Raw genomic sequence first — 26,044 nt, 5'->3', positions numbered from 1 at the left:
GGCGACTGGGAGGACGGGCTACTTGCCGTCCGCCGCGCCGAGACGGGGCCGCAGCTCCCTGACCCTCGCATCGAGATTGGCCGGCGTGACCTGCCAGCGCCGAGGATCCTCGTACTCGAAATCCGCGCGAACCCGCCGCGTCTGCCGGTTGAATTGAAAGAGCATCTTGATAATGCCCTTGTCGCCTTTCTTGCCCTTCAGCAGCAGCCAGTCGCGATAGGCCTTCACCTCGCGCTCGATTGGGTCCTCAAGAAAGGCGGCCGCATGGGCCTGGCCCCGGGCGTCGTAGACATAGCCGTAGCTGCCATTGACGTCGCCATCCGCATCGATCGAGAAGATCGCGGAGACCTCGACCCAGTCGACCCCTTGCGGTTCGCCGCTGTTCACGATCTCGCGCGCGATGGCGCCCATCAGTTCCATGTTCTGCGAGACGGGCTGGGCGGGTGTCGGTGCGACCATGCCGAATGCGGTGATCGCCGCGGTCAGGAATTTGGCGAAGGGGAATTTCATTGCGTCGATGTTCGCTGGATGGCGCGATCAGGCGCTGTGGGGAGGCCTTGTCTCGTACTGAGGCAACGCATCGGTGATCTCGAACCACGGCGCCTTCGACCCCACGTACACATGGCACAGCGGCCGCACGCCCGGGTCGCCATCGAGCACGCCGAGCGCGACACCGTACACGGCCGGCTTCGCATCGAGCTTGCTGATGAGGCTCGAACCGCACACCGAGCAGAACCCGCGGTGGTCGCCTGGCGACGATTCGTAGAACCGCACCAGCGCCTCACCCCTGGTCCAGCGAAAGTCCTTCGCCAGGATCTTGCCGCGCGCGCGAAAGGCGGTGCCGTGCGCCTTCTGGCACATCGAGCAGTGGCAGTACAGCGGGTCCTTGATCGTGCCGTCGATCTCGATCGCTACGCCTTGGCAGAGGCAGCTTCCTTTGAGCACGGGTCATCTCCTTCGGTGTCCCCCGGGAGCATAGGGCAGCATGGGACAGGCGAGTATTTCATGCATCCGATCGGGGCGGTGGTGGCAATGGACGTGTCCGGTAAAGCCGTTTCGAAATCGAAGGCATGGGCAGTCCGCTCGCGGAGGTGTCCCCGAATGGAGCGCGGCAGAATGGCGCAATGTTGTCGACATTCATCCGGATTGCCGTCCCGTTTTTGATCAGTCTCGTCGGCACCTACCTGTCGGGGGTCTATCTGTACGCCTTGGCAAGTCACATTAAGTGGTTCGTGGCCATTCCTTTCTGGCTGTCGGGCGCGGGCATCGGCTTTGGCTGCGGAGTGCTTTTGACGCAAGGTTGCGTTCGGGCCTTGCGGTGGGGAGGCTTGATCGGCGCCGCCGGGCTGGTGCTGCCACTCGCCGCAGCCAGCGCAGGCTTCGCGATGGTCGTTCTCGCACCGTTCGTCGTGGTCTACGTTTTCATTCAGGGTGTCGCGGCACGTTTCGGCGCGAAGTACGGACTGCGGCTCAGGCCCCGGTGAGGCCCTGGACTTCAGTCCGGGGCAGACACGGTTTTCCGAGATCTCGCTGTCGGTCCGAAGGGCGCGTCCAGGCCGCTATCAAGAAGGCGGCCTGAGATTACTTGCCGCTCACTTGCACGGCAGGGTGCCTCGGCCAGCATGCGCGCGGCGCGCAGGAACGCCACCGGCCCGACCCAGCTCGGATTCCAGTCGTCTCCCACCGGCACCTGCCGCTTGTGGGCGATGACCAGCTCGCGTTTCGGAACGACCAGGATGTACTGCCCGTGCACCCCCCACGCCATGTAGGCGCCATGCAGTGGCGAGTCGGGCGGCTCCTCGAGCAGCCACCACAGGTAGCCATAGCCGAAGCCGCGTCGCGCCGTGTGCGGTGGATGCATCTGGGTGGAGGGCGTCGCTTCGCGCGTGATCTGTCCGATCCAGTCGGCCGGCACCAGTTGCTGCCCGCGCCAGTTGCCCTGGCGCAGCATCAGGTAGCCCAGACGCGCCATGTCGCGCGTGGACAGGTAGAAGGGATACGCGAGGTGTTGGGACCGCTTCGCATTGCCGGTGCGCGCGTGGCGAGCCATATCGAAGTCTTCGAGTTGCAGCGGCGCCGCCAGGTCTTGCGCAAAGGCCTGGTAGATGCCCTGGCCGGTCAGGCGTTCGAATGCCGTGCCGGCGGCGTTGAAGTCCCAGTTGTTGTAGAGGAAGTAGCTGCCGGGCGCCTGCGAGCCGCGAGGGGGCGCGGCGGCCGCATCGTCTCCGCCATTGGCGGCTGCGTGGTAGACCCCCGAACGGGCGGCGAGCAGGTCGCGCAGCCTGGCCTGCCGTTCGATGGGCAGCAGGCCCCCGATGTCATCGATGCCCAGTTCGGCCAGCGTGCGGTCGAGGTCGATGGCGCCGTTGGCGACGTACTTGCCGTACATCATCGACAGCACGCTCTTGCGCACCGAGAACACGATGCTCACGGCCTGGACCGGCCCTTCGCTGAACAGCACGCGACCGTCCTGCACGGCCATGAGCGCGGTCGTGTCGAGCGTGCGCACGTAGGTGCGGGTCGCGTCGAGGCTGCGGCGGCAGGCGCTGGCCGATGCGGGTTCGGGGGCGGTGGCCCAGGAGGCTTCGGGGAAGGTTGGCGATGCCGCGGGCGGGGCGGTCGTGCAGGCGCTGGCGAGCAGCAGGGCAAGGCCGCATGCGCACCAAGAGGTCAATCGGCGTTTGGTGTCGCTATCGGACTGCATGCGATTCGAGTCTACCGAGGTGCGATGATCGTCCTCATCCGGATGGAACACGACTGTCCGGGCGCTTGGTCTCTTGGAGACACGCATTGCCTCTTGTCCTGGCTATCTGCTTGCCACCCCACTCGATGAACATGACGGGCCTTCCCTCACTGCCGCTCGAACTTCTGGAGCGCGTGCTTCCCGGCGCGAAGCTCCTGCCGGACTCGATCCTGCAAGCTGCAGATCGCCGCGAGATCGCCTACGAATTCGTCTTGGTCACGGATTGGCCTGACCTCGATGCACCGGATGCCAAGCTCCAACTCTTCGATCTGGTGTTTGCGGGGAAGTCTTTCCCCGAGGGAGATGTTGTCGTCGTGACCGATGAGAGCTTTCGCAGTGGGCAACCGATTCAATGCCAGGGAGGCGAACTGCGTAGAACGTTGGATCGCTCACCGCAGTTCGTTTTCGACGGAGACGTCATTTTTCTCTGGCGTGAGATCGCTGCTCTGAGCGTCTTCCATCATGAGGGTGGATTCGCGCACATCGGGTGGTGAGGTGGCTTGCCTCCTTCTGTGAGGATAGGTTGGCCGGGTGAATTCCGTCCCGACATGCGGCAGTCTCCGCCGCCTGGTCGAGGTGGATTCCTAGAAAGCGGATGGTGCCCGCCTACAAGCCCGCATGGTGCGCATAACTAGAAAGGCTGAAGACAAGAAAGGTCTCCAGCCATGACCCTCGAACAAACCATCGACAAGTTCAAGCAGGTCGACGCCGCGCGCGCCGACTACCCCGGCGAGCACCTGATCGTGCTCGGCGCCGGCGTGTTGCTGCTGCTGGCCGCCGGCCGCAGCCGTTCCTTCCTCACGCGCATCGTCGCCGGGGCGGCGGGCGGTGCGTTGATCGGCCGGGCCGCGAGCGGCACCGGCGGCATCGCGAAGCTGGCGGGTGCATTGCAGTCCGGAGGCCTGGCATGGCCGCGCCGTTGATGGAATCGCTGCGCGCCGTCCGCGCGCCCAGGTACTGGGCCCTGGGGCTGGGCGTCGCCGTGCTCGCGGTGTTCCTGTTCTACCTCGCGCTCAGCAGCCTGGTGCATGAGAGCGCCGGGCGCGCGCCGCGCTTGCCGCCATCGATCATGCCGGAGCACGTGAAGGCGCCCAGGTCCACCATCGACAGCACCCAGCCGGCCGAATCGGCCCGCGCACCGGTCACGCCATCGATCGCCAAGCTGGACACCACGATGGCCAGCGCCGCAGCGACCACGAACAAGACGGTCCCGGCCTTCATCGAGGTCCAGAAGTGCGTGATGCCCGAGGGCGATGCGATCTACTCCGATGCGCCATGCCCGCAAGATGCCCAGGCCAGCACGCTGCGCCTGCCGAGCCATCCGAACGCCGCCGCACGCCTCTGAGTCGCAGCACCGATGGGGCTCAGGTCGCGGCGGGCACGCTTTCGCGCTCGATCGGCAACCACAGCGTGAACCGCGTCCCCGCGCTCCCCGACTGCCACCCGACCGATCCGCCGATGGCCTTCGCGCGCTGCTGCTGATTGCGCAATCCGCGCCCGCCGCGCTGCAGCGCCTCGGCCACGTCGAAGCCCGGCCCGTCGTCCTCGATCGTCACGCACACGAGGTCGTCGGTGGCCGCGGTGCTCACGCGCAGGGTGGTGGCGCGCGTGTGGCGCATCACGTTGGCGATGCACTCCTGCATGATGCGCAGGATGTGCAGCGCGCTGCCCGGGTCGAGCCAGGGCAGCGACGGCACGGGCTGCACCTCCCAGCGCAGCGCGATGCCGGCGCCCTCGATGCGCGGCGCGAGGCGGAATCGCAAAGTCGCGAGCAGCAGCAGCAGGTCGGGGTCGACGATCTCCATCGAGTCGATGGCGAGCTTGAGGTCGTCCATACAGCCCTTGAGCATGTCGGCGATCTCGGCCTCGCTCATGCTGCCTTGCTCCACCGAGCGGATGGCGCCGATCAGCGAGGAGCCGAGGCCGTCGTGCATGTCCTGCATGAGGCGGCGGCGCTCGGCGTTGAGCATCTGCTCGTTCTCCACCATGCGCAGCCGTTCGTAGCTCTGCTTGAGCTCGTCCTCGCGCTCGCGCAGCCGGTGCGCCAGGCCCTTGTTGAGCCGCGCGACCTCGGCGAAGGCGCCGGTGTAGCGCATGAACATGATGTACGAGAAGACGAAGAACAGGCCGATGATGGCGTAGGGCGAGGTGTAGACGCTCTCGGGGCTCAGCAGGTTGTTCTGCAGCAGGGCGTCGTAGCAGGTGAACGGGACGGCGATCATGGTCCAGGCCGCGACCAGCCGGCCTTCGGGCAGTTGCACGCGGTAGGCCTTGCGCAGGTTCACCGAGAAGATCAGCACGGCCACGGGCAGCACGACGAGGTTGAGCAGCGGGGTGAACAGGTACAGGCTGACGATCGAGCGCGAGACGTGCGGCACGGTGGCGAGGTTGCAGGCCAGCACGAGGCCGACCGTCAGCCGCGTGAGCCAGGGCGAGGGCTGGCCGTGCAGGCGCTCGAGGAACAGGTGGATGAGCAGGATCAGCCACAGCAGGCTGGCCACGGTCATCCACTCGAACCATTCGTCCGACATCGGGATGTAGCTGCCGCCCACGTAGTAGTGGAGCATGCGCAGGAAGGCCGCCGCCGAGATGGCGAAGAACAGCAGGTAGAGCGGCTCGCGGCGCTTGCCCAGCCACACGGCGAAGGCGAAGGCACCGACCGCGAGGAAGGCGGCGCTGCCCATGAACGGCAGCTGCACCTGCAGCATCTGGCGCGCCTGGTAGCGCCAGGACAGGTCGTCCTCGTGGCCCACCCACACGGTCGAGAGGCCGCTGCCGCTGTTGCGCAGCCGGTCGACGCGGATCAGCACCGAGGCCGGCGTGGGTGCCTGCGCCGCGAGGTTGAGCGGCAGCAGCAGCGGATGGTTGTAGCCGTTGTGGATCGGGCTGCCGTGCGACTGGTAGATGAGCACGCCGTCGCCGTACACCGCGATGTGGCCCAGCGTCTTCCAGCGCGGCAGATAGAGCAGCCGCGGCCGCTCCGAGGGCGGCAGCGCGCCGAGGTCGAGGCGGTACCAGTCGGTGACGGTGCGCACGCCACTGGAAGCGGTGGGCACGAGTTCGCGCTCGGCGGTGTAGGGCAGGCCGACCGGCTTCCAGCCGCCGCGCGGCAGTTCGGCGTCGACCGACAGCAGCGGCGGGGCCGTGAAGCCGGTGCCGTTGACCGACTGCAGCTCGGCCTCGGTGATGTGGATCGGGTGGTCGCCCGGCAGCACGGGCGCCGCGGCGGGGGCACGCGCGCAGCACAGCAGCAACAGCACGATCAGCGGCAGCGCGCGCCAGAAGGCCGCGATCCCCCGACCGGCTTGCTCGCCGTCGTTGTTGCCCTGTCTCATCGAACGCTTGCGCCCTGGAACTCGCTGTCGGCTCGCGGCGTGCGCCGGACGGACGCCGGCCTTTGCAGCGAGCGGCGCGCCCGCGGGCCGCCGGTTTCTCCCCGATCGAACGGCCGCGCGCACTGGCAGCCCGTTCGTTGTCCCGTCTTCGCGGGTCGACGGCAATTATCGGCGCGCCATCGCCCCCGCGGCCCTTGCCCTCACATAGAACGCGGGCCAAAGGTGTGCGCGCGCCACATTGGAATCCGGGTGCAGCCTGCCGAGACTAGCGGATGGCCATCGGTCCTCGGGCCGGCGGTCATCACCACTGGAAAAAACAGGAGACTTCATGACGATTCGCCATCTGCGCGCCGGTGCCGCCTGCGCCGTTCTCGCCCTGCTGCAACTCACGGCCTGCGGCGGCGGTGGAAGCAGCAGTGCCGGCTTCGTGGCCTTGCCCCCGCCCACGACGAGCAACCCGCCGCCCGACACGCCACCACCCGCGCAGTCCCCGGTGCTGCGCGCCACGGCCTACGGACCCGTGCAGGGCAACGACGACTCCGCGACCAACGGCACCTACAGCTGGAAGGGCGTGCCCTTCGCCAAGCCGCCGGTCGGCGCGCTGCGCTGGAAGGCGCCGGTCGACCCCGAGCCGTGGACCGCGACGAAGACCACGCAGAAGCTCGGCAACGCCTGCGCGCAGACCGGCCGGCTCTACGGCCCGGGCCAGAACAACCGCTACGACGAGACCATCGGCACCTCGATCGGCAAGACCACGGGTTCCGAGGACTGCCTCTACCTCAACATCTGGACGCCCTCGACCGCGGCCGCGACCGACAAGCTGCCCGTCATCGTGTTCGTCTACGGCGGCAGCAACATCACGGGCTACACCGGCGACCCGGTCTACGACGGCGCGGCGCTCGCGAAGGCGGCCAACGCGGTGGTGGTGTCGATCAACTACCGGCTCGGCATCCTCGGCTTCCTGGCCTCGCCGCAGCTCAAGGCCGGCGTGGACGCGAACGACGACTCGGGCAACTACGCGATCCTCGACCTGATCAAGGGCATGAAGTTCGTCAACGCGAACATCGCACGCTTCGGCGGCGACCCGGGCAACGTCACGCTGATGGGCCAGTCGGCCGGTGCGGTCAACGTCTATGCGCTGATGGTCTCGCCGCTGGTGGTCAACACCAAGCCCGCGCTGTTCCAGCGCCTGGTGCCGCTGAGCGGCGGTGTCGCCACCGCGACCACGGTGCCGAACCAGAACAACGCGCTGCTGGCGGCGCTGCTGGTGGCCGACGGCACGGTGAAGGACACGGCGGCGGCCACCGCCTACATCGCGTCGCAGAGCAACGCCGACCTCGCGGCCTACCTGCGCTCGAAGAGCGCCGACACGCTGCTGCAGACGGTGCTCAACAAGCTGGCGCCGCAGGGGCTGTCGGCCTCGAATCCGCTCAACGACGGCGTGGTGGTGCCGACCAATCCGATCGCGGCGATCAACGCGGGCGAGTTCCTCAAGGTGCCGGTGCTGGCCGGCTACACGCGCGACGAGACCAAGCTGTTCCCGCAGAACCTCGCGACCTCGCCCGCCTTCGGCGGCATCAGCGGCCGGCTGCTCGACGACCCGACGGTGTTCTCGATGGCCTACAACTACGACCCGAACGCGGCGCCGACCACCTCGCTCGAGCAGTGGATCCCGGGCCAGTACCTGCCGGTGACGACGCCGGTGACCGGCTTCAACGCGCGCACCGACCTCTACAACCAGTACTTCTTCATCGCGCTGCGCAAGCAGATCTTTCCGGTGCTCGCGGCGCAGAAGGTGCCGCTGTGGTGGTACCAGTTCAACTGGGACAAGTCGCCGGCGCCGTTCAACGACATCTTCGGCGCGGCCCACACCTTCGACCTGCCGTTCGTGTTCGGCAACTTCGGGCCCTCGCTCTATTCGAAGTTCGCCAATTCGAAGGCCAACGAGCCGGGGCGGCTGCAGTTGTCGGACGCGATGATGAAGAGCCTGGCGGCGTTCGCGCGCGGCGGCGATCCGAACAACGCGGCGCTGGGCGTGAACTGGCCGCAGTATCCGGCGATGCTGAACTTCGATGCCTCGCTGACGGCGAAGGCGATCACGGTGCAGCAGTAAGGCCGCGGCGCGCGAGCGCCCGAGCCGCCCGGGGCCGGTCCTGCCGGCCCGGGCGGCTTTTTTCTTTTCACAGGATCGGCATGCTCGCTTCCTTCAGCACCCGCAGCACGAAGTGCGACTTGCTGTGCCGGATGCCGGGGATCTTGTAGAGCTTCTCGCGCAGCAGCCGCTCGTAGTCGCGCGTGTCGCGCACCGCGATGCGGATGTAGTAGTCGTAGTCGCCCGAGACCAGGTAGGCCTCCTGGATCTCGGGGATGGTGGCCAGGGTGCGGCCGAAGTCGTAGAGCGTCTCGTCGGTGTGGCTCTCGAGCGTGACCTGCACGATCACCGAGTCCTGGTAGCCGAGCTTGGCCGGGTCGATGTCGACCGTGTAGCGCTTGATCACGCCCTGGGCCTCGAGCTTCTTGATGCGCGTCCAGCAACTGGTGGGCGAGAGGCCGACCTCGGCGCTGATGTCCTGCAGGGTCTTGCGCGAATCGAGCAGCAGAACCCGGAGGATCGCCATGTCGATCTTGTCGAAAAGTCCTTCGTCGTCTTGCGAAGATTTGCGATTGATTTTCATGTTTAAGGCCTGAATATCCAAAAATCAGAAGCAAATTCTGCCTCAAACACGGAAGAATTGACGGCATGAGACTGCTCGACCTCCCCACCGACCTCGCTTCGACGCTGAATTCCGAAAATTCTTCGGACATCGGCGCGGCCACCGACCTGCCCCTCGATGCCGCGCTCGCCATCGACACCGCGCCGCGCGTGCGCAACGGCGCCGAGGCGCTGCTCGACACGCTGGTGGCCTGCGGCGTCGACACCATCTTCGGCTACCCCGGCGGCGCCGCGCTGCCGCTGTACGACGCGCTGCACGGCGAGCCGCGGCTGCGCCACGTGCTGGTGCGCCACGAGCAGGCGGCCGTGCACGCGGCCGAGGGCTATGCGCGCACCACCGGCCGCGTGGGCGTGGTGCTGGTCACCTCGGGGCCGGGCGTGGGCAACACCATCTCGGGCCTGCTCGACGCGATCAGCGATTCGGTGCCGCTCTTGTGCATCAGCGGCCAGGTGTCGACCGCGGTGATCGGCACGCAGGCCTTCCAGGAAAGCGATGCGCTGGGCATGTCGCGCCCGGTGACCAAGTGGAACCACCAGGTGCGCAGGCCCGACGAGGTGCCGACGATGGTGCGGCGCGCGCTCGAGGTCGCCACGTCGGGCCGCCCCGGCCCGGTGCTGCTCGACGTGCCGAAGGACGTGCAGCTCGCGCTGCCGGGGCAGGGCGCGCCGGTGCCCGTGCCGCGGCCGCTGCGCACGCATCGCTCGCCGGTGCCGCCGCGCGCCTGCATGCAGCGCGCGGCCGACCTGATCTCGACCGCGCGCCGGCCGGTGCTCTATGGCGGCGGCGGCCTCATCAACGCCGGCCCCGCGGCCTGCGAGGCCTTCACGCAGCTGGTGCGGCGGCTGCATGCGCCGTGCACGCTCACGCTGATGGGGCTGGGCGCGTTCCCGGCCTCGGACCCGGCCTTCCTCGGCATGCTCGGCATGCACGGCACGCTCGAGGCCAACCTCGCGATGCACGAGGCCGACCTCGTGGTCTGCGTGGGCGCGCGCTTCGACGACCGCGTGACCGGCAAGCTCGACCGCTTCTGCCCGCATGCGCGCAAGATCCACATCGACATCGACCCGAGCAGCATCAACAAGGTGGTGCAGGTCGACGTGCCGATGGTGGGCGACTGCGCCGCCGTGCTCGAGGCGCTGCTCGCGCTCTTGCCCGAGCGTTTCGAGGCCGCGCGGCTCGCGCCCTGGTGGCAGCGCATCGAAGGCTGGCGCGCCGAGGACTGCCTGGGCTTCGCGCCGCGCGCCGACGCGATCCTGCCGCAGCGGCTCATGGCCTCGCTGCAGCAGGCGATCGCTGACACGGGGCGCGACACCATCGTCTCGACCGACGTGGGCCAGCACCAGATGTGGGCCGCGCAGTACCTGCGCTTCGACCGGCCGCGCCGCTGGCTCACCTCGGGCGGCGCCGGCACCATGGGCTACGGCCTGCCGGCGGCGATCGGCGCGCAGGTGGCGCATCCCGAGGCGCTGGCCGTGTGCGTGAGCGGCGACGCCTCGGTGCTGATGAACATCCAGGAGCTCTCGACCGCGGTGCAGCACCGCGCGGCGGTCAAGCTGGTGCTGTGCAACAACGGCTACATGGGCATGGTGCGCCAGTGGCAGGAGCTCAACCACGGCAACCGCCTGAGCCACAGCTGGAACGAGGCGCTGCCCGATTTCGTGGCGCTGGCCAAGGCCTTCGGCTGGGGCGCGCGGCGCGTGAGCGACCCGGCCGAGCTGCCCGCGGCGCTGGCCGAATGCCTGGCGAGCGAGGGGCCGTTCTTCCTCGACGTGCAGGTGGCGGCGCAGGAGAACTGCTTTCCGATGATGCCGGCCGGCGCGGCGCACAACGAGGTGATGCTGGCCAAGGACCGCTGGTACCAGCCGAAGGAGGCCTGAACCCACGATCCCCCGCTGTGCGCTATCTTCCCCAGCGCGCGCCGCTTACCCGCGGCGCGTGTTCCGCCCGCAGGCCGCTTACCGGTGGCCGAATGGGCATCTCCCGCGACTCTTACCGGAGCCTTCTCTCATGTCCCACGATCTCGCCAGCGTCTCGCTGGACGACAAGTACACATCCACCTCCGGCCGCGTCTACCTGAGCGGCATCCAGGCGCTGGTGCGCCTCATGCTCGTGCAGCGATGGCGCGACCAGGCCAACGGCCTGAACACCGCCGGCTTCGTCTCCGGCTACCGCGGCTCGCCGCTCGGCGGGCTCGACGAGGCGCTGTGGAAGGCGCAGCCGCACCTCGATGCCAACCACGTCAAGTTCCTGCCCGGCGTGAACGAGGAACTGGCGGCCACCGCCGTCTGGGGCACGCAGCAGGTGCACCTGACCGGCGAGAGCGCGGTCGATGGCGTGTTCGCCATGTGGTACGGCAAGGCGCCGGGCGTGGACCGCTGCGGCGACGTCTTCAAGCACATGAGCCACGCGGGCACCTCGCCCCATGGCGGCGTGCTGCTGGTGGCGGGCGACGACCACGGCGCCTATTCGTCGACCCTGCCGAACCAGAGCGACCACCTGTTCGCGGCCTCGATGATCCCGATGCTCTATCCGCAGAGCGTGGAGGAGTACATCGAGCTGGGCCTGCACGGCTTCGCGATGTCGCGCTTCGCGGGGCTGCCCGTGGGCTTCAAGGCGCTGGCCGACACGGTGGAATCGTCGGGCTCGATCCCGGCCGACGCGCAGAACGTGCGCACCCTGCTGCCCGAGGACTTCGTGCCGCCCGCGGGCGGCATGCATGCGCGGCTGTCGACCGACACGCTGGGCGTGCAGGCGCGCAAGCAGGAGGCGCTGATGCAGGACGCGAAGATCTACGCGGCCATCGCCTATGCGCGCGCCAACCGGCTCAACCGCGTGACCATCGACGCACCCTCGGCGCGCCTGGGCATCGTGGCCTCGGGCAAGTCGTACCGCGACGCGCTGGAGGCGCTCGAGGAGCTGGGCATCGACGCGGCCGAGGCGGCGCGCATCGGCATCCGCGTGTTCAAGGTGGCGATGCCCTGGCCGCTGGAGCCCGACTCGATCCGCGAGTTCGCCGACGGGCTCGACGAGATCCTGGTGATCGAGGAGAAGCGCCAGATCGTCGAGTACCAGCTCAAGGAGCATCTCTACAACTGGCGCGAGGACGTGCGCCCGCGCGTGATCGGCAAGTTCGACGAGCGCGGCGAATGGGGCGCCCATCCGCGCGGCCAGTGGCTGCTGCCGGCCACGGCCGACTTCTCGGTGGCGCAGATCGCGCGCGTGATCGCCGCGCGGGTGGCGCGCTTCCACACCAGCGACATGATCCGCACGCGGCTGGCGATCCTCGACGCCAAGGACGTGGTGCTCGGCAAGGCCGTGGCCACCCCGGCGCGGCCGGCCTGGTACTGCTCGGGCTGCCCGCATAACACCTCGACCAAGGTGCCCGAGGGCAGCCTGGCGCTGGCCGGCATCGGCTGCCACGTGATGGCGACCGCGATCTATCCCGAGCACAACCGCACGACCACCCACATGGGCGGCGAGGGTGCGCCCTGGCTCGGCCAGGCCTGGTTCTCGAAGCGCCACCACGTGTTCGCCAACCTCGGCGACGGCACCTACTACCACTCGGGTTCGATGGCGATCCGCGCCGCCGTGGCCGCGGGCGTGAACATCACCTACAAGATCCTCTACAACGATGCGGTGGCGATGACCGGCGGCCAGCCGGTCGACGGGCCGGTGAGCGTGCCGCGCATCGCACACCAGGTGGCGGCCGAGGGCGTGCGCCGCATCGCGCTGGTGGCCGAGGACCCGACGCGCTGGCGCGACCGCTCGCCGCTGCCGGCCGATGGCGGCGGCTTCGTCCTCACGATCCACCACCGCGACGAGATGGACGCGGTGCAGCGCACGCTGCGCGACTACGAGGGCGTGTCGGTGCTGATCTACGACCAGGTCTGCGCGGCCGAGAAGCGGCGGCGCCGCAAGAAGGGCGAGTTCCCGCAGGCCTCGCACCGCGTGTTCATCAACGAGGCCGTGTGCGAGGGCTGCGGCGACTGCGGCGAACAGTCGAACTGCACCTCGCTGCTGCCGCAGCCCACGCCCCATGGCCTCAAGCGCCGCGTCGACCAGAGCGCGTGCAATGCCGACTACTCGTGCGTCAAGGGCTTCTGCCCGAGCTTCGTGAGCGTGGAAGGCGTGAAGCCGCGGCGCATCAAGCCCGTGGCCGCGCGCGGCGCCGAGGCCGACGCGGCGCTGCCCGAGCCGCCCGTGCATGCGATCGAGGGCATGCACAACATCCTCATCACCGGCATCGGCGGCACCGGCGTCATCACCATCGGCGCGCTGATCGGCATGGCCGCGCATCTCGAGGGCCAGGCCGCGAGCGTGCTCGACATGACGGGCATGTCGCAGAAGAACGGCTCGGTCACCTCGCACGTGCGGCTGGCGCGCGACGCGGCGCAGCTCAAGGCGCAGCGCATTCCCACCGGCGAGGCCGACCTGGTGCTGGGCTGCGACATGCTGACCGCGGGCGCGCCCGACGCCATCGCCAAGATGCGCCCGGGCCGCAGCTATGCGCTGGTGAACACCTTCGAGCAGCCCACCGGCCATTTCGCGCAGGACCCCGAGTGGAGTTTCCCGGCCGGCCAGGTGCGCGCGCTGATCGAGGAGTCGGTGGCCGGCAAGGCCGACTTCATCGACGCGACGGGCCTCGCGACCCGGCTCATGGGCGATGCCATCGCGGCCAACCTGTTCCTCTTGGGCTTCGCGTTCCAGAAGGGCTATGTGCCATTGAGTTCGGCCGCGCTGCTGCGCGCGATCGAGATCAACGGCGTGGCCGTGAAGGCCAACCAGCAGGCCTTCCACTGGGGCCGGCGCGCCGCGCTCGACCTCGCGGCCGTGGCGCGCGAGGCCTCGCCCGCGCAGCCGGTGGCGCTGCAGCTGCCGCAGGGGCTCGACGCCTTGCTCGCGGACCGCACCGCCTTCCTCACGGCCTACCAGGACGCGGCCTATGCGCGGCGCTTCTCTGACTTCGTGGCGCGGGTGCGCGGCGCGGAGCAGGCGCGCGGCCGCGGCGATCGCTTCACGCGCGCGGTGGCGGCCAACCTGTTCAAGCTGATGGCCTACAAGGACGAGTACGAGGTCGCGCGCCTGTACACCGACGGCACCTTCATGAAGAAGCTGCAGCAGGAATTCGAGGGCACGCCCAGGCTGCGCTTCCATCTCGCGCCGCCGATCCTGGGCCAGCGCGATGCGCAGGGCCGGCCGGTCAAGCGCGCCTTCGGGCCGTGGATGCTGCGGGGCTTCCGCGTGCTGGCCGCGCTGCGCCGGCTGCGCGGCACGGCCTTCGATCCCTTCGGCCGCACCGAGGAACGCCGGACGGAGCGCCGCCTGATCGAGGAGTACCGCGCGGGCATCGAGGACATCCTCGCGCACTGGGACGAGGTCGATGCCGAGACGGCGCTGGCGCTCGCGAAGCTGCCCGAGCAGATCCGCGGCTACGGCCATGTGAAGGAGGCGAGCATCGCCGCCGCGCAGGTGCGTCGCGATGCGCTGCGCGCGCGGCTCGTGGCGCCGCGCGCCGAGGCGGGCGCGGTGGCGCGCGAGGCGGTGCCGGCCTGAGGGGGGAGGGCGAGGGCGATTCCGGAATCACCTGTTTTGGACAAGGTGATCCGGAATCGATAGACTCGCCCGCCATGGCCCGACCCAAAGCCTTCGACCGCAACGCCGCCCTGCAGGGCGCGATCTCCGTGTTCTGCGACCACGGCTACGACGGCACCTCGACCGAGATGCTGCTCGCCGCCATGGGCATCAGCCGCCAGAGCATGTACGACACCTTCGGCGACAAGCGCAGGCTCTACCTCGAGGCGCTGCAGCAGTACGCCGTGGGCCATGTGTCGCAGCACATCCGCGCGCTGCATGGCGCCGCCTCGCCGCGCGCGGGGCTCGAGGCCATGCTCGACGGCATGGCGACCCATTTCGGCGCGCACGGACAGCCGGGCTGCATGGGCATCGGCGCCGTCTGCGAGTTCGGCCGCGGCGATGCCGAGGTCAGCCTGCTGACCGACACCGCGGGCCGCATGCTGCAGTCGGCCATCGAGGGCCGCATCGGCGAGGCGCAGGCCGCGGGCGAGATCGATGCCGCGCTCGCACCGCGCGCGGCCGCGCAGTTCCTGATGGCCACGCTGTCGGGGCTCAAGATCTCGGGGCGCGGCGGCGCCTCGGCCGAGGACCTGCGCGACGTCGCGCGGATGGCCATGCGAAGTCTGCGTTGAGTTCGTGCGCGCACCCGGACTCGGGTGCGCTTTTTTTTCTCTATTCTGGATCGATCGATCCGTTAAAAAGGAAGTCGACATGACGAAATCCCTCTCCGGCAAGGCCGCCCTCGTGACCGGCGGCTCGCGCGGCATCGGCGCGGCCATCGTGCGGCGGCTCGCGAACGACGGCGCGGCCGTGGCCTTCACCTATGCGTCGTCGGACGCGGCGGCGCGAGCGCTCGTGGCCGAGATCGAAGGGCAGGGCGGCCGCGCGCTCGCGCTGCGCGCCGACAGTGCCGATGCACAGGCCGTGCGGCAGGCGGTCGACGCCGCGGCCGAGGCCTTCGGCGGGCTGCATCTGCTGGTGAACAACGCCGGCATCCTCGTCGGCGGCCTGGTCGAGGACTACGCGCTCGCCGACTTCGACCGCATGTTCGCGGTCAACGTGCGCTCGGCCTTCGTGGCGGTGCAGGCGGCGCTCAAGCACATGGAGCGTGGCGCGCGCATCGTCATCACGGGCAGCGTGGTGGCCGATCGCGTGGGCTTCGCGGGTTCGTCGGTCTATGCGATGACCAAGGGCGCGGTGGCCTCGATGGCGCGCGGCCTCGCGCGCGACCTCGGGCCGCGTGGCATCACGGTGAACGTGGTGCAGCCCGGGCCGACCGATACCGACATGGCGCCGAAGTCGGCCTACGGCGAGCGGCTGGAGCCGCTGATGGCGCTGGGACGCATGGGGCACGACAGCGAGATCGCGGGCATGGTGGCCTACCTCGCGGGGCCCGACGCCAGCTTCGTCACCGGCGCGGCGCTGACGGTGGACGGCGGCTACCTGGCCTGATCAGGCCGGCGGGCGGGTCGCGCGGTAGCCGCCCGGCGTGGTGCCGAAGCGGTCGCGGAAGGCGCGGCTGAAATGGCTGGGGTCGTTGAAGCCGTTGCGGAACGCGATCTCGGTCACGCTGAGCTGCACGAGCCGCTCGTTGGCCAGTTCCTCGGCCGCGCGCTCGAGGCGGCGTTCGCGCAGGTAGGTGCCGTACTGCGTCTGCTGCGTGGCGAACAGGCGGTGCACCAGCCGCTTGGAGATGCACAGCTCGCGCGCGATCGCCTCGACCGAGAGCTCGGGGTCGCAGAGGTTGGCCTCGACGTAGGCCGCGAGCCGCTGCCAGCGGTCGCGTTCCTGGCGTTTGGCCGCGCCCGCATCGCCGGCCTGCGGCGCGCCGGCCACCGCTTCGCAGTAGATGGCCGCGAGCAGCGAGACGAAGGATTGCTCCGAGAAATAGGCCAGCGCCGGATGCGGCTGCGCCTGCACCGCGAACAGGCGGTCGAGCTGCTGGCGCGCCGACTCGGCCAGCGTGGAGTCGGCCTGGGCCAGCGAAGGTTCGAAGTTGTCGCGCAGGTCGGCATAGATGCCGAAGAAGCGCCCGGCCGGCAGCCGCAGCTGTACCAGCCGGCCCGATTCGTCGAGCGCGCAGGTCGAGGGCAGCCGCGTGGTGCGGAACACGATGTCGCCCTTGCGGAAAGGCAGCCGGCGGCCGGCCTGCTCGATCGTGCCCTGGCCGTCGACCGCGATCATCGCGAGCACCTCGCCCGCGCCGTCGTGGCCGGACTGGCCCGCCGCATGGCGCACCTGCATCGGCGTGGAATCGAAGCTGACCGCGATGCCGCCGCCCACGAGCCGGCAGGCCTCGAGATTCATGCGCGGATGGCTGTGCTGCACGCTGAGTTCGCCGGGGTAGACCAGCGCGTCGAGCGTGGTCGAGTAGCCGCGCAGGTCGCCCGGGTAGAAGGGGCGCAGGTGCGGCGCGAAGCTCAGGTGCGGGGTCGGGTCGTGGTGCATGGTGGGCTGGGAGCCGGGCCGCGTGCATGGTTCGTGCCAAGGGCGGTCCGCGCCCGCAGTCTGGAGGGGGCGCCGCGGCCGCACATCGAGACTTTCCACTAGCGGGCGGGATCGGGGTCCCATCGCGTTGGCGCGCTGGATCAATGCGCGTGCGCGCAGGCGCAAGGCCCGGCGCGGCATCGCTTCCTACATTGGCGGCCATCGACCACCGATGAAGGAAAACCGCGTGAACCCCACCGTCACAGACGCCCCCTCCGCCGACGCGCCCCTGAAGCTCGACGGCCTCACCGTCGGCCACTGGAGCGATGCCGAGAAGCTCGCGCTGAGCTGCCGCATCCTCGCGAAGGAGGGCCATTCCGAAACCCTGGCCGGTCAGATCACGGTGCGCCAGCCCGACGGCAGCTTCCTCACCACGCCGCTGGCGCATGCGTTCGGCGAGATCCGCGCGGGCTCGGTGATGCGCATCGACGATTCGCTGCGCGTGCTCGAGGGCCGCGGCGTGCCCAACCCGGCCGTGCGCTTCCACCTCTGGGTGTACCGGCGCCGGCCCGACGTCCACTGCGTGATCCACACCCATCCGCCCTATGTGTCGGCGCTGTCGATGACCGGCGAGCCGCTGCAGGTCGCGCACATGGATGCAACGCCCTTCTTCGACGACTGCGCCTTCCTCGCCGAATGGCCGGGTCTGCCGATCGCCGACGTGGAGGGCGAGATCATCTCGGCCGCGCTCGGCGCCAAGCGCTGCGTGCTGCTGGCCAACCATGGCTTCCTGGCCGCCACGTCGAGCGTGGAGGAGTCGCTCTACCTCTCGGTGCTGATCGAGCGCGCCGCGCGCAACCAGCTGATCGCGCAGAGCGCCTACGGCCGGCTCAAGCTGGTCGATCCGGCGCTGGCACGCGAATCGCACGACTTCCTGCTGCAGCCCAGCATCGTGAAAGCCAGCTTCGCGATGTTCGCGCGGCAGGTCGAGGAGCACAAGGCATGAACACCATCGCCACCCCGGTGGGCGCCGCCGCGCCCGCGGCCGCCAAGCCGCAGAGCGTCTGGAAGGTCGGCGCCGCCACCATGGCCGGCACCGCGATCGAGGGCTTCGACTTCCTGGCCTACGGCACGGCGGCTGCGCTGGTCTTCAACAAGCTGTTCTTTCCGAACTTCGATCCGGTGACCGGCACGCTCGCGGCCTTCGGCACCTTCGCGAGCGGCATGCTCGCGCGGCCGATCGGCGGCATCGTGTTCGGCCACTACGGCGACCGGCTGGGCCGCAAGGCCATGCTCACGCTGAGCCTCTTGATGATGGGCATCTGCACGGTGCTGATCGGCGTGCTGCCGACCTACGAGTCGATCGGCCTCTGGGCCGCGGTGCTGCTGGTGCTGCTGCGCATCGGCCAGGGCTTGTCCTTCGGCGGCGAGCTCGGCGGGGCGATGCTGATGGCGGTCGAGCATGCGCCGCCGCGCTGGCGCTCGCTGGTCGGCAGCATGCCGCAGATGGGCGCGCCGATCGGCGTGCTGCTGTCCTCGGGCGCCTTCGCGCTGGTCACGCAGCTGCCCGAGGACGCCTTCCTGCACTGGGGCTGGCGGCTGCCGTTCCTGGCCAGCGCGCTCTTGATCGCGGTGGGCATCTTCATCCGCACGCGCATCGACGAGTCGCCCGAGTTCGAGGCCGTGAAGGCGCACCGCAAGACCGCCGCGCTGCCCGCGCGCGAAGTGGTGCTGGCGCACTGGCGGCCGCTGCTCCTGACCATCGGCGGCAAGCTGGCCGAGGTCACGCTGATCTACACCATCCTGGTGTTCTCGATCTCCCATGCGGTCACGCGGCTGGGCTTCTCGCGCGGCGATGCGCTGCATGCGCTGGTGCTCGGTTCGTCGCTGATGGTGCTGACCATCCCGCTGTTCGGCTGGCTGGCCGACCGTGTCGGCGCGCGGCGGCTCTACGTGTTCGGCGGCGCGCTGCTGGCCTTGATGGCGCTGCCGTTGTTCCAGGCCATCGGCAGCGGTTCGCTCACGGCCTACACGGCGGCGATGGTGGTGGCGCTCGCGCTCAACTACCCGCTGATGTTCGCGCCGCAGTCGAACCTGTATGCGGCGCAGTTCCCGGCCGAGCTGCGCTACTCGGGCATCTCCATCGGCATCCAGATGGCGGCCGCGCTCGGCGGCGGGCTGGCGCCGATCATCGCGGCGACGCTGGTGGCGAAGTACGGCAGCATCGTGCCGGTGGGGGCGTATGTGGCGGTGTTGGGGGCGGTGGCGGCGCTGTCGGCGTGGAAGATGCGGCCGGCGGCGAACGAGGGGTGACTCCTTCCCCAACTCCTTCCCCCTTTGGGGGAAGGTCGGGATGGGGGCACCGGGCGGCCGATGTTCGCGGGGCGATGGATGCGCCCGGTGCCCCCACCCCGGCCCTCCCCCAGCGGGGGAGGGTGAAAGTCAGGAGTGGCCGTCCACGCGCATCTGGAACAGGAAGTACGGCGGGATGCACGCGCCGAGCCCCTCGGGCTGGCCTTCGGCCTGCGCGCAGATGTAGTCGTCGCGGCAGGGCGCGGTGGCCGAGCAGCTGCGCAGGTTGCCGGGGCGCGTGTGCTTCGCGAGGCATTCGCCGAACGGGCGCTTCGCCGCCAGGCACTGGTTGAAGTCGCTGAGGATCGCGATGCCGCCGCACGTGCCGTTCGGGTCCTTGGGATCGCAGGGGCCCGAGCACATGCCGCCGGGGAAGCCGACCGAGGTCTTCTCGCAGACCGAGGCGGCGCCCTCGCAGGCGGTGCGCGGCAGCTTCTCGGCACGATCGAGCCAGGGGTTGGCCGAGGCCGTGATGCGCGTGGGTTCGCAGCGCGCGCCGACGATCGCCGGCTCGGGTCGTGTGTTCGCATCGAGCGGCTCGGCGAGCGGCCGGAAGGGATCGGGCTTCGGCGTGGTCAACGCTGCCTGCAGGTAGCGCGCACGGCGCGCGAGTTCGTCCTGCAGATGCGGCGAGTGCGGCACCGCGAGCGCATTGCCGGGCGTGAAGCTGCGCGAGGCGCCGCGGCGATCGAGGCCCAGCAGGTGGAAGCCCGCGACCGCGCGGCTCTGGTGGCAGCCCATGCAACTGAGGTCGTCGAGCCGGCGCAGCAGGGCCCGCGGTGACTGCAGCGTGCGGCTGCCGGGCACGGCCTGCCATTCGCTCTCGGCGAAGAGCTGCGCGAACGGGCGGTTGGCGAGGCGCTCGAGGCCACGCGGCGCGACCGAGATGGCCTCGGTGGCGAGGAAGCGCTCGGGGATCCTGAGCGTGGCTTCGTCGAGCGCGCGCAGGTTCTCGGGCTGGCGAAGCCATTGCTTCAGTTCCTGGCGCAGCGGCGCGCTGGCCTTGAGCTTCGCGACATCGGGCGTGTTCTCGAGCGGGCCCACGTCGTAGCGCTTCGCGGCCGCGTTCCAGCGGAAGGCACGCATCATGTATTCGGCATGGCCGCCGAGATCGGGCCGCACGGCCGAGGGCCAGCGCACGCTCTGCAGGTTCACCGTGAGTTGCGAGATGCGCGCGGGCGCGAGCCGTTGCGGCGCGAGCGGGCCGTCGGCCGACACCAGCCAGCGGCCCAGCGCCTCGTCGGCCATCGCGGCCTGCGGCGGCTGCCAGCGCTTCGCGGCCGCGGCGCAGCCGCCGTCGGCATCGGGCGCGTCGCCGCGCAGCTCGACGTTGACGGTCATCGGCAGCCGCGACTGCATCGCGCTCGTGCGGTAGGCGAGGCGGTACACGAGCCGGGTCTCGCCGCAGGCACCGTCCTGGAATGGGCGGCGGTCCATGCGGTTGGCCACGCCCACCAGTTCGAAGAAGGCATCGGGGCTCGCGAGCCAGCGTGCGTCGAACAGGCGGTGGGGATACTTCGCGATGCCGACGCCGGCCTGTTTGTCGCGGCGCTGGATGGCCGCGAGGCTGGCGCCGAGGGGCTCGGCGATGGACCGCCAGGCCTTCGAGCGCATCAGCACCTCGTTGCTCGCGATGCCGTCGGCGGCCGGCGTTTCGGCCAGCCAGTGGGCGAAGTCGGCACCGGACTTCTCGGCCGCCTGCAGCGCGGCGGGCGCGGTGACGAGCAGCAGCGGCTCGGCCGCGTGGGCGGTGGCGAAGAGGGAGGCCAGCGCGAGGCCGGCGAACAGGCGGTGGGGAAGCGGCACGCGGACCATTGTGCCGCGACGGTTCACGCGCTCGTGGCGGTCTCCAGCCGCTCGCGCATCATCCGCGCCACGGCCACGCCCTGCGGCTCGCCGAGCCGTTCGAGCGCGGCGATCACGCCGCGCCGGTCTTCCTCCGAGCGGTCCTGGTTGAGCTTGAACTTGCCCTCGAGCGATTGCACGGGAATCTCCACCGCCGCGATCATGTCGAGCCGCGGCGCGACGAAGTCGAAGGGCATGGCGTCGAAGTCCCAGCTGCCCGCGCATTCGGCGCGCAGCGGCGTGTCGTAGACCGCGACGGTGCGGCGCAGCACGGCGTGGATCGCCATGCGTTCCTCGATCACGCGCGGCGTGCCGCGCGCATGGATCGCCGTGTAGTTCCAGGTCGGGAAGGTGCTCTGTTTGACGTACCAGCTCGGTGTGACGAAGGCATGCGGGCCCTGGAAGATCACCAGCGCCTCGCGGCCCGCGCGCAGGTCCTCGAGCTGCGGGTTCTTCCGCGCGAGATGGGTGGTGAGCAGGCCCGGCTCGCCGTCTCGCGCATCGAGCAGGAAGGGCAGGTGGGTGGCACTGGCGCCGGCCGGGCCGACCGTGACCAGCGTGGCGAAGCTCCAGGCGCGCATGCCTTCGTGCAGCGTCGCGAGCTCGGCCTCTGCATAGGGCTTGGGCGTGTACATGCGGCGGCTCAGCGCGTGGCGAGGTCGCGCAGCCAGCGCACCGAATCGTCGAAGGCGCGGCCGGCCACGTCGGCGACCGAGACCGCCTCGAGGAAGCCGTGGATGGTGCCGGGGTAGAGCCTCTCGCTGACAGCCACGCCGGCCTCGCGCAGCCGCGCGGCCATCAGCCGGTTGTCGTCGTACAGCGGATCGCATTCGGTGACCACCATGCAGGCCGGCGGCAGGCCCTCGAGCCGGGCCGAGAGGCTGTGCAGGCGCGGGTCGGCGAAGTCGGCCGGCCCGCGCGCATAGAGGCCATAGAACCACAGCATCATGTGCAGCGACAGGCCGTACTCGCCCGCGCCGTAGCGCACCACCGAGTCGCGGTAGAGCTCGGTGCTGTAGGCACCGTAGTTCAGCAGCATGCCCAGCGGCAGCGCATCGCCCTCGTCGCGCAGCACCAGGCAGGCGCCGACCGAGAGGTTGGCGCCGGCCGAGTCGCCGCCGATGAAGAGCTGCGCGGGATCGATGTCGAGCGTGCCCGCATGGGCGGCCAGCCAGCGCATCACGTCCACGCATTCGTCGTGCGGCTGCGGAAAGCGCGCTTCGGGCGCGCGCGTGTAGTCGATGCCGATCACAGCGATGCCGGCGCGGCCCGCGTACTCGCGCATCACGCGGTCGTGGGTGTCGAGGCTGAACAGCACGAAGCCGCCACCGTGGATGTAGACCAGTGCACCCTGCAGCGCGCGCTGCGCGGGGTAGTGCACGCGGATGCGCACCTCGCCGTGGCGCGTGGGCACGCGGTGGTCGACGCTGCGCGCCATCTCGGGCCCGCCCCGCGTCCACGGCGCGCGCACCTTCTCGGCATTGGCGCGGCCCTCGGCGATGGGAATGGTGTGGCGCTTCGGATAGCGCGCGCCCTCGGCGCCCATGAGGCGCATGAACTCGACGATCTGCGGATCGAGCGGCGGCGGGGCGCTGGGATGCTGCCAGCTGTAGGGCAAGGGGGAGGTCACGCGAAGGCTTTCTCGGGAACGGGTTGGATGTCGATGGCGGGCTCGGCCAGCTCGTGCAGCGGCCGCGGCGTGGCCGCCAGCAGCGCCTGGGTGTAGGCATGGCGCGGCCGGTCGAACACCGCGTCGCGCGCGCCTTGCTCCACGATGCGGCCGCGCTCCATCACGATCACGCGGTCGGCGATCTGCTCGACGGCCGCGAGATCGTGGCTGATGAACAGGCAGGCGAAGCCATGCTGCTGCTGCAGGCTCTGGAACAGGCGCAGCACCTGGGCCTGGATCGTCATGTCGAGCGCGGACACCGGCTCGTCGGCCACCACGAAGGCGGGCCGGCGCACCAGCGCGCGCGCGATCGCCACGCGCTGGCGCTGGCCGCCCGAGAGCTCGTGCGGATAGCGCGCGCCCAGGCCGTCGAGGCCGACCTCGTCGAGCGTCTCGGCCACGCGCCGCAAGCGTGCCGCCGCATCGAGCTCGGGCAGGTGGCGCAGCGGCTCGGCCACGATCTCCTGCACGCGCATGCGCGGGTCGAGCGAGGAGAAGGGATCCTGGAACACGAGCTGGCAGGCCAGCCGGAAGCGGTGCAGCGCGGCGCGGCCGGCGGTGCGCACGTCCTCGCCGCGGAACAGGATCTGCCCGGCGTTCGAGGGCGCGAGCCGCAGGATGGCGCGGCCCAGCGTGGTCTTGCCCGAGCCGCTGCCGCCCACCAGCGCGACCATCTCGCCCGGGTGGATGTCGAGGTCGAGCGCATCGATGACGGGCACCGGCGGCTGGCGCTTGAAGAAGCCCAGGCGCGCGCCCGGGTAGCTCACGCCGAGGCCGCGCACCTGCAGCAGCGGCTGGCGCGTTTCGGTGGCTGTCGGCTTGGCGGCCTGGCGGCGCGGCAGCGCGTCGACCAGCTTGCGCGTGTAGGCCTGCTTCGGCGCGACCAGGATCGACGGCACCTCGCCGGTCTCGACCAGCCGGCCCTTCTCGAGCACGATCGCGCGCTGCGCATAGCGGCCCACCAGGCCGAGGTTGTGCGTGATCAGCAGCACGGCCGTGCCGTTGTCGCGCGCGAGCTCGACCATCAGGTCGAGCACCTCGCGCTGGCTCAGGGTGTCGAGCGCGGTGGTGGGCTCGTCGGCGATCAAGAGGCGCGGCTTCAGCAGCATCACGCTCGCGAGCATGATGCGCTGGCGCATGCCGCCCGAGAACTCGTGCGGATAGGCCTGCATGCATCGCTCGGGGTCGGCGATCTGCACGCGGCGCAGCATCTCGAGGCTGCGCGCGCGGATCTCGGCGGCCGACAGCCGGTGGTGCATGCGCAGGCCCTCGGCCATCTGCTCGCCGATGCGGTGCACCGGGTTGAGCGAGACCATCGGCTCCTGGAACACCATGCCGATGCCCGGGCCGCGGATCGGCCGCATGGCCTGCGCGTCGTGCCGGCTCAGGTCCTGGCCGTCGAACACGATGCGCCCGCCGGTCTGCGCGATGCCGGGCGGCAGCAACTGCAGGATGGCGCGCGCGGCCATGGTCTTGCCGCTGCCCGATTCGCCGACCACGGCGAGGAATTCGCCGGGCCGGACCTCGAACGAGAGGTCGTGCACCAGCGGCTGGGTGCCGTGGCGCAGCGCGATCCTCAGGTGCTCGACCGAAAGAACGGGAGAGGGGTTGGAAGGCGCGCTCATGACTTCTCCGTCCGCGGATCGAGCCGGTCGCGCAGCGATTCGCCCAGCAGGTTGATGCCCAGCAGCGTGAGCGCGATGCACAGGCCCGGCACCACGCACAGCCAGACGGCCGAGACCATGTAGGGCCGCGCGCTCGAGAGCATGTTGCCCCAGGTGGGTGCCGGCGGCGGTACGCCCAGGCCCAGGAAGCTCAGCGCGCTCTCCGACAGCAGCACCCAGCCGAACATGCTGGTGGCCAGCACGGCGACCGGCGCCACGCAGTTCGGCAGGATGTGGCGCCACATGGTGTAGATCTCGCCGTTGCCGATCATGCGCGAGGCCTCGACGTATTCGCGCTCGCGCAGCGAGAGCACGGTGCCGCGCACCACGCGCACCACCGAGGGCGCGTAGGCCAGGCTCAGCGCGAGCACGATGCCCCACTGGTTGGCGCCCACGATCACCATCACGGCCAGCGCCAGCAAGAGGCCCGGGAAGGCCAGCAGCGTGTCGTTGAAGGCCATCAGCACGCGGTCGGTCCAGCCGCGCACGAAGCCCGCGACCACGCCCACCACCAGCCCGATGGCGGTGGCCAGCGCGACCGTGAGCAGCGCCACCAGGCAGCTGGTGGAGGCGGCGCGCATCGCGCGGCTGGCCACGTCGCGGCCGAACTCGTCGGTGCCGAGCCAGTGCGCTATCGAGGGCGCCTGCAGCTTGGACTTGAGGTCGATGCCGACCGGGTTGTAGGGCGTCCAGACGGCTGCCACCACGGCCAGCACCAGCAGCGTGGCGATCAGCACGCCGCCCACCAGGGTATGGGTCTTGATCTTCATCACTGCACCGACACCCGCGGATCGAACAGGGGATAGCACATGTCCACGACCAGGTTGATGACCACGTAGATGCAGGCGGTGAACAGCAGGCAGCCCTGCAGCACCGGATAGTCGCGCGCGAAGATCGAATCGATCATCAGGCGGCCGAGGCCGGGCAGGGTGAACACCGTCTCGAGCACCGCGATGCCGCTGAGCAGGTGGCCGAGGATCAGCCCGATCATGGTCAGCGTGGGATTGAAGGCGTTGGGCAGCACGTGGCGGCGCAGCACCTGCGACTCGGGCACGCCCTTGGCGCGCGCATGCGTCACGTACTCGAGCCGCAGGATCTCGATGGTGCTGGCGCGCGACATGCGCGTGAGCACGCCGGTCTCGACCAGCACCAGCGTGACGATCGGCAGGATCACGTAGAGCACGCCCTGCGAGAAGCTCTCCGACAGCGGCACGTAGCCCACCACCGGCAGCCAGTGCAGGTACTGGCCGAAGAACATCAGCAGCAGCAGGCCGAGCCAGAAGCTCGGCACCGAGAGCATCAGCGTGGCCGCGCCGATGATGGCGAGGTCGGCGGGGCGGTCCTTGCGCCAGGCGGCGACCAGGCCGGCGGGCACGGCGATCAGCGAGGCCAGCGCCACCGCGACCAGCACGATGACGGCGCTGACCTGAAAGCGTTCCCAGATCAGCGGCAGCACCGGCAGGCCGTTGGTGGTCGAGACGCCGAGGTCGCCGCCCAGCGCCTGGCGCAGCCAGACCAGGTACTGCAGCGGCAGCGGCTGGTCCAGGCCCATCTGGTGGCGCATCGATTCGAGCTGGGCCGGGTCGGCCCCTTCGCCGAGCATCAGCAGCACCGGGTCGCCCGGGATCAGCCGCATCAGCGCGAAGACCGCGATGGAGACCAGCAGCAGCGTCGGGATCGTCATCGCGATCCGGCGCAGGAGGTAGGCGGGCATGAAGGCG

The 26,044-nt window shown here is 70.0% G+C and carries 23 protein-coding genes; 11 read left to right on the top strand and 12 right to left on the bottom strand.

Features of this window, described 5'->3' with window-relative positions:
- Positions 1-18: 18 nt before the first annotated feature.
- Entirely contained in the window at positions 19-510 is a 492-nt protein-coding gene (locus KV106_RS15650; RefSeq protein WP_216087397.1) for a hypothetical protein, read from the bottom strand.
- A 27-nt stretch (positions 511-537) separates the two neighbouring features.
- The gene (locus KV106_RS15645; RefSeq protein ID WP_261210975.1) at positions 538-945 is read right to left on the bottom strand and encodes a GFA family protein; all 408 of its coding nucleotides are present in this window, start codon (positions 943-945) and stop codon (positions 538-540) included.
- 125 nt (positions 946-1,070) lie between these two features.
- On the opposite strand from KV106_RS15645, the gene KV106_RS15640 reads away from it, so the two are divergent.
- The gene (locus tag KV106_RS15640) at positions 1,071-1,484 is read left to right on the top strand and encodes a hypothetical protein (RefSeq protein WP_261210974.1); all 414 of its coding nucleotides are present in this window, start codon (positions 1,071-1,073) and stop codon (positions 1,482-1,484) included.
- An 11-nt stretch (positions 1,485-1,495) separates the two neighbouring features.
- On the opposite strand, the gene KV106_RS15635 is transcribed toward KV106_RS15640, so the two are convergent.
- The gene (locus KV106_RS15635) at positions 1,496-2,791 is read right to left on the bottom strand and encodes a serine hydrolase domain-containing protein (RefSeq protein WP_261210973.1); all 1,296 of its coding nucleotides are present in this window, start codon (positions 2,789-2,791) and stop codon (positions 1,496-1,498) included.
- Positions 2,792-2,835: 44 nt separating this feature from the next.
- Here KV106_RS15635 and KV106_RS15630 point away from each other — a divergent pair, with 44 nt between their 5' ends.
- The 3 genes from KV106_RS15630 to KV106_RS15620 all read left to right on the top strand — a co-directional run bounded on the left by KV106_RS15630 (position 2,836) and on the right by KV106_RS15620 (position 4,088).
- The gene (locus KV106_RS15630) at positions 2,836-3,237 is read left to right on the top strand and encodes a hypothetical protein (protein ID WP_261210972.1); all 402 of its coding nucleotides are present in this window, start codon (positions 2,836-2,838) and stop codon (positions 3,235-3,237) included.
- Between the two features lie 171 nt (positions 3,238-3,408).
- Positions 3,409-3,666 carry a hypothetical protein gene (locus tag KV106_RS15625; RefSeq protein ID WP_057595408.1) on the top strand — a complete coding sequence of 86 codons (258 nt, stop codon included), beginning with the start codon at positions 3,409-3,411 and terminating at the stop codon, positions 3,664-3,666.
- Positions 3,651-4,088: a hypothetical protein gene (locus KV106_RS15620; protein WP_261210971.1), complete on the top strand. Its 438-nt coding sequence runs from the start codon at positions 3,651-3,653 to the stop codon at positions 4,086-4,088. The genes KV106_RS15625 and KV106_RS15620 overlap by 16 nt, the downstream gene beginning before the upstream one ends.
- Before the next feature lie 19 nt (positions 4,089-4,107).
- Here KV106_RS15620 and KV106_RS15615 read toward each other — a convergent pair whose 3' ends face one another.
- Positions 4,108-6,078: a sensor histidine kinase gene (locus tag KV106_RS15615; RefSeq protein ID WP_261210970.1), complete on the bottom strand. Its 1,971-nt coding sequence runs from the start codon at positions 6,076-6,078 to the stop codon at positions 4,108-4,110.
- Between the two features lie 328 nt (positions 6,079-6,406).
- Here KV106_RS15615 and KV106_RS15610 point away from each other — a divergent pair, with 328 nt between their 5' ends.
- Positions 6,407-8,191 (top strand): carboxylesterase/lipase family protein, encoded by a 1,785-nt coding sequence (locus tag KV106_RS15610; RefSeq protein ID WP_261210969.1) that lies wholly within the window; start codon positions 6,407-6,409, stop codon positions 8,189-8,191.
- A 67-nt stretch (positions 8,192-8,258) separates the two neighbouring features.
- Here the strand turns inward: KV106_RS15610 and KV106_RS15605 are convergent, their stop codons facing one another.
- Positions 8,259-8,696, bottom strand: a complete 438-nt coding sequence (locus tag KV106_RS15605) for an Lrp/AsnC family transcriptional regulator (RefSeq protein ID WP_057595424.1) — start codon at positions 8,694-8,696, stop codon at positions 8,259-8,261.
- Positions 8,697-8,818: 122 nt separating this feature from the next.
- On the opposite strand from KV106_RS15605, the gene ilvB reads away from it, so the two are divergent.
- The 4 genes from ilvB to KV106_RS15585 all read left to right on the top strand — a co-directional run bounded on the left by ilvB (position 8,819) and on the right by KV106_RS15585 (position 15,818).
- Positions 8,819-10,669 carry a biosynthetic-type acetolactate synthase large subunit gene (ilvB, locus tag KV106_RS15600; protein ID WP_261210968.1) on the top strand — a complete coding sequence of 617 codons (1,851 nt, stop codon included), beginning with the start codon at positions 8,819-8,821 and terminating at the stop codon, positions 10,667-10,669.
- 130 nt (positions 10,670-10,799) lie between these two features.
- Positions 10,800-14,345 carry an indolepyruvate ferredoxin oxidoreductase family protein gene (locus KV106_RS15595; RefSeq protein WP_261210967.1) on the top strand — a complete coding sequence of 1,182 codons (3,546 nt, stop codon included), beginning with the start codon at positions 10,800-10,802 and terminating at the stop codon, positions 14,343-14,345.
- 74 nt (positions 14,346-14,419) lie between these two features.
- The gene (locus KV106_RS15590) at positions 14,420-14,998 is read left to right on the top strand and encodes a TetR/AcrR family transcriptional regulator (RefSeq protein ID WP_261210966.1); all 579 of its coding nucleotides are present in this window, start codon (positions 14,420-14,422) and stop codon (positions 14,996-14,998) included.
- Positions 14,999-15,077: 79 nt separating this feature from the next.
- A complete protein-coding gene (locus KV106_RS15585) occupies positions 15,078-15,818 on the top strand; it encodes a 3-oxoacyl-ACP reductase family protein (protein WP_261210965.1) in 741 nt (246 codons plus the stop codon).
- Here KV106_RS15585 and KV106_RS15580 read toward each other — a convergent pair whose 3' ends face one another.
- Positions 15,819-16,814: an AraC family transcriptional regulator gene (locus KV106_RS15580; RefSeq protein WP_261210964.1), complete on the bottom strand. Its 996-nt coding sequence runs from the start codon at positions 16,812-16,814 to the stop codon at positions 15,819-15,821.
- A 226-nt stretch (positions 16,815-17,040) separates the two neighbouring features.
- On the opposite strand from KV106_RS15580, the gene KV106_RS15575 reads away from it, so the two are divergent.
- Positions 17,041-17,799: an aldolase gene (locus KV106_RS15575; RefSeq protein WP_409976526.1), complete on the top strand. Its 759-nt coding sequence runs from the start codon at positions 17,041-17,043 to the stop codon at positions 17,797-17,799.
- Complete coding sequence (locus KV106_RS15570) at positions 17,796-19,106, top strand: MFS transporter (protein ID WP_261210963.1); 1,311 nt, start codon at positions 17,796-17,798, stop codon at positions 19,104-19,106. Before KV106_RS15575 ends, KV106_RS15570 begins: the two co-directional genes overlap by 4 nt.
- A 129-nt stretch (positions 19,107-19,235) precedes the next feature.
- Here KV106_RS15570 and KV106_RS15565 read toward each other — a convergent pair whose 3' ends face one another.
- Genes KV106_RS15565 through KV106_RS15540 form a run of 6 tightly spaced genes read right to left on the bottom strand, consistent with a single transcriptional unit; the run spans position 19,236 to position 26,037 of the window.
- On the bottom strand, positions 19,236-20,960 hold the full coding sequence (locus tag KV106_RS15565) for a hypothetical protein (RefSeq protein WP_261211039.1): 1,725 nt from the start codon (positions 20,958-20,960) through the stop codon (positions 19,236-19,238).
- Between the two features lie 14 nt (positions 20,961-20,974).
- Positions 20,975-21,625, bottom strand: coding sequence for an FMN-binding negative transcriptional regulator (locus KV106_RS15560; RefSeq protein ID WP_261210962.1), 651 nt, complete (start codon positions 21,623-21,625; stop codon positions 20,975-20,977).
- Between the two features lie 8 nt (positions 21,626-21,633).
- Entirely contained in the window at positions 21,634-22,620 is a 987-nt protein-coding gene (locus tag KV106_RS15555; protein WP_261210961.1) for an alpha/beta hydrolase fold domain-containing protein, read from the bottom strand.
- Positions 22,617-24,284, bottom strand: a complete 1,668-nt coding sequence (locus KV106_RS15550; RefSeq protein ID WP_261210960.1) for an ABC transporter ATP-binding protein — start codon at positions 24,282-24,284, stop codon at positions 22,617-22,619. Before KV106_RS15550 ends, KV106_RS15555 begins: the two co-directional genes overlap by 4 nt.
- Complete coding sequence (locus KV106_RS15545) at positions 24,281-25,093, bottom strand: ABC transporter permease (protein WP_261210959.1); 813 nt, start codon at positions 25,091-25,093, stop codon at positions 24,281-24,283. The genes KV106_RS15550 and KV106_RS15545 overlap by 4 nt, the downstream gene beginning before the upstream one ends.
- Complete coding sequence (locus KV106_RS15540) at positions 25,093-26,037, bottom strand: ABC transporter permease (protein WP_057595422.1); 945 nt, start codon at positions 26,035-26,037, stop codon at positions 25,093-25,095. Before KV106_RS15540 ends, KV106_RS15545 begins: the two co-directional genes overlap by 1 nt.
- Positions 26,038-26,044 lie beyond the last annotated feature (7 nt).

It is taken from the genome of Variovorax endophyticus (assembly GCF_025376855.1).
Classification (GTDB): Bacteria; Pseudomonadota; Gammaproteobacteria; order Burkholderiales; family Burkholderiaceae_C; genus Variovorax.
This window is presented reverse-complemented; position numbering and strand designations above follow the sequence as displayed.